The organism is Robertmurraya sp. (genome assembly GCF_036676585.1).
In the GTDB taxonomy this organism is placed as follows: Bacteria; Bacillota; Bacilli; order Bacillales; family Cytobacillaceae; genus Robertmurraya_A.
Genome location: NZ_JAKFCQ010000008.1, coordinates 1 through 2,172 on the forward strand (window position 1 = coordinate 1; position 2,172 = coordinate 2,172).

The 2,172-nt window shown below is 34.8% G+C and carries 1 protein-coding gene; it reads left to right on the forward strand.

The window, feature by feature from the left end; translation table 11 throughout:
• Positions 1-483 precede the first annotated feature (483 nt).
• Entirely contained in the window at positions 484-1,836 is a 1,353-nt protein-coding gene (locus tag ACGLXV_RS00680) for a tetratricopeptide repeat protein (protein ID WP_391557074.1), read from the forward strand.
• The last annotated feature ends 336 nt before the right edge of the window (positions 1,837-2,172 follow it).

Genomic DNA, 2,172 nt, shown 5'->3' on the forward strand with positions numbered 1-2,172 from the left:
TGATGATGAATTTGAATTTGAAATAAAAGATATCTGTCCATCTTGTGGAGCAGCATCACTAGTTAATAGTGAGGGCTGCAAGACTTGTACGAATTGTGGATATAGTCGCTGTGGGTAATTAATTGAATTGAAGATAAATTGATTGTTGTGTTGTGGTTTTTCATAATTAATGAGAATGATTTCAGAATTAGTGAGAATGCAATTTCGTAATTAATGAGAAAACGTATATTTATTCTTTTGGTTTAATCATTAATCACAACCTATAAAATTATATATTTCAGATTAAGTTTGTAAATCGTCATAAAGTTTGAGACAAATTGAAGAACAATACATTTCGGCATCTAGAGGTTATTGCAGTACCTTTGATGCCGTTTTTTTTGTTTTGGTTGAGTTGTCCTTAATTCACAAAGTTTGAGATAAGTTTCAAAGTATCTTTTGAAACAATATATGGTCCGCTTTGTATATCAAATTTATGGAGGCTTTATGGGGGATTTCTGGGACTATAAAACATTTATAAGAGAACGCTGGCACAAACCATCGGCTTTATTTGCCGCCTTATTGGTCACTACAGCAACATTATTAACTACCGTTCGTTTTGATACATCATCAATGAATAAAGTGTTTTGGGGGTTTGCGGTAGTAGTATGGTTAACCACCATTATTGCATGGTTGTCCTATCGAAGATATCATCGATGCCCAGAAGGTAGAATTGGAGTGGTTTTTGCTATTCAAGATGAGGACTACCAGCGCTATGAAAAACTCAAATACCATTTTATTGATCCTATTAAGCAATCGCTCGACCAGAGAATTTATCACGTTCAAGTCTTACCCTATTTCCGTTGCAAAGAAGTGAGTGATAAAGAAACAGCAATAAATTATTTAGGGTTAACATGTTCTCATATGATTATCTATGGTCGATGTAGGGCAGGGAATATACAAGGTGAGGAAGCGTTTGAAGTAAATCTCAACTCATTGATATTGCACGCCAAGATAACCGAGGAAAAGCAAAAGTTACTACAGACTGAATTGAGCGAATTGATTCCAAGAGTGTACATCAACAAAAAAGATGATTTAACAGAATATGCTCTTACTTCTCAATGGCTAGCTATTTACACTCGTTATTTCATTGGTGTAGCTAGTTTAGTATCGCGGAATCTTGATCATGCGCAGCAGATATTTGAGGATCTAAAAGATGAGTTAACGACATTTAGGGTTAATGTTAAAGCAGTCAATACGATCAAAAAAAGAATTAATGATGAATTAATAGGGATTTATGCAGATCGTTGTGCTTATAACTATGGTCACTTGTTTAGAAATAGCAAGGATATGGAATATGTTGAGGAAGCTTATCAGTATCTGTTAAAAGTCAATTCAATGAAAGCAGATACCCCCTTCTACTTTAATATGCTGGCTATCTTTGAGTTTTTAAGAAATAGAAATATTGCTAAGTCAAGGGGGTTGCTAAGACGGTTAGGTGACCGTGATGCTGCCAAACACTATAGTCTCGCTTTTCTAGAGGCGTATGAGGGTAATTTAACTAAAGCGTTACAGCATTATAAAAGGGCATTTCGTCTAAATCAGAATCCTGATATGTCTATCGAAATTGAGGAGTTTATTGATTATATTATCCAACTAGAACTAGATAAATATCACCTTTACTTGTGTTTGGCTCTAATCAACCAATTTAAGGGGGATTATAAACTGGCTAAACTTGACTTAGAAAGATTCAATCAGATGTGCACTAATGCTATCCGACATAAAGCAATAGCTCAGAAAATTGCAGTGGAGTTAGAATTAAAAAATAGCGAAGTGGCAGCATCTTGTGAAGCTATGTAGAGAACATTTACTGTAGTTCATGCTACTGTCAAAGTTGTGTAGAAGCAATTGCAGTGGACTGTAGTAGTACAAATTTTACTAGCGGACAAAAGAACACAGAATACCAAAAAGGGGCAGGGTAAATCCTCCCCCTTATTTTTAGTGTGTCGTTTTTTGTTTTTGAGACTTATATTTGTCAGAATGTTTACTAACGGGAGGTTTGTTAAATAGATCGTAAGCCCGAACTATAAAAATTAGCTTCCCTTTTGGTAAGTATCACAAATAGCCGTATATCATTTGTTTTTTCAACAGATATACGGCTATTTTATTTTCCACACGTTGCTTGGATATTTTTTG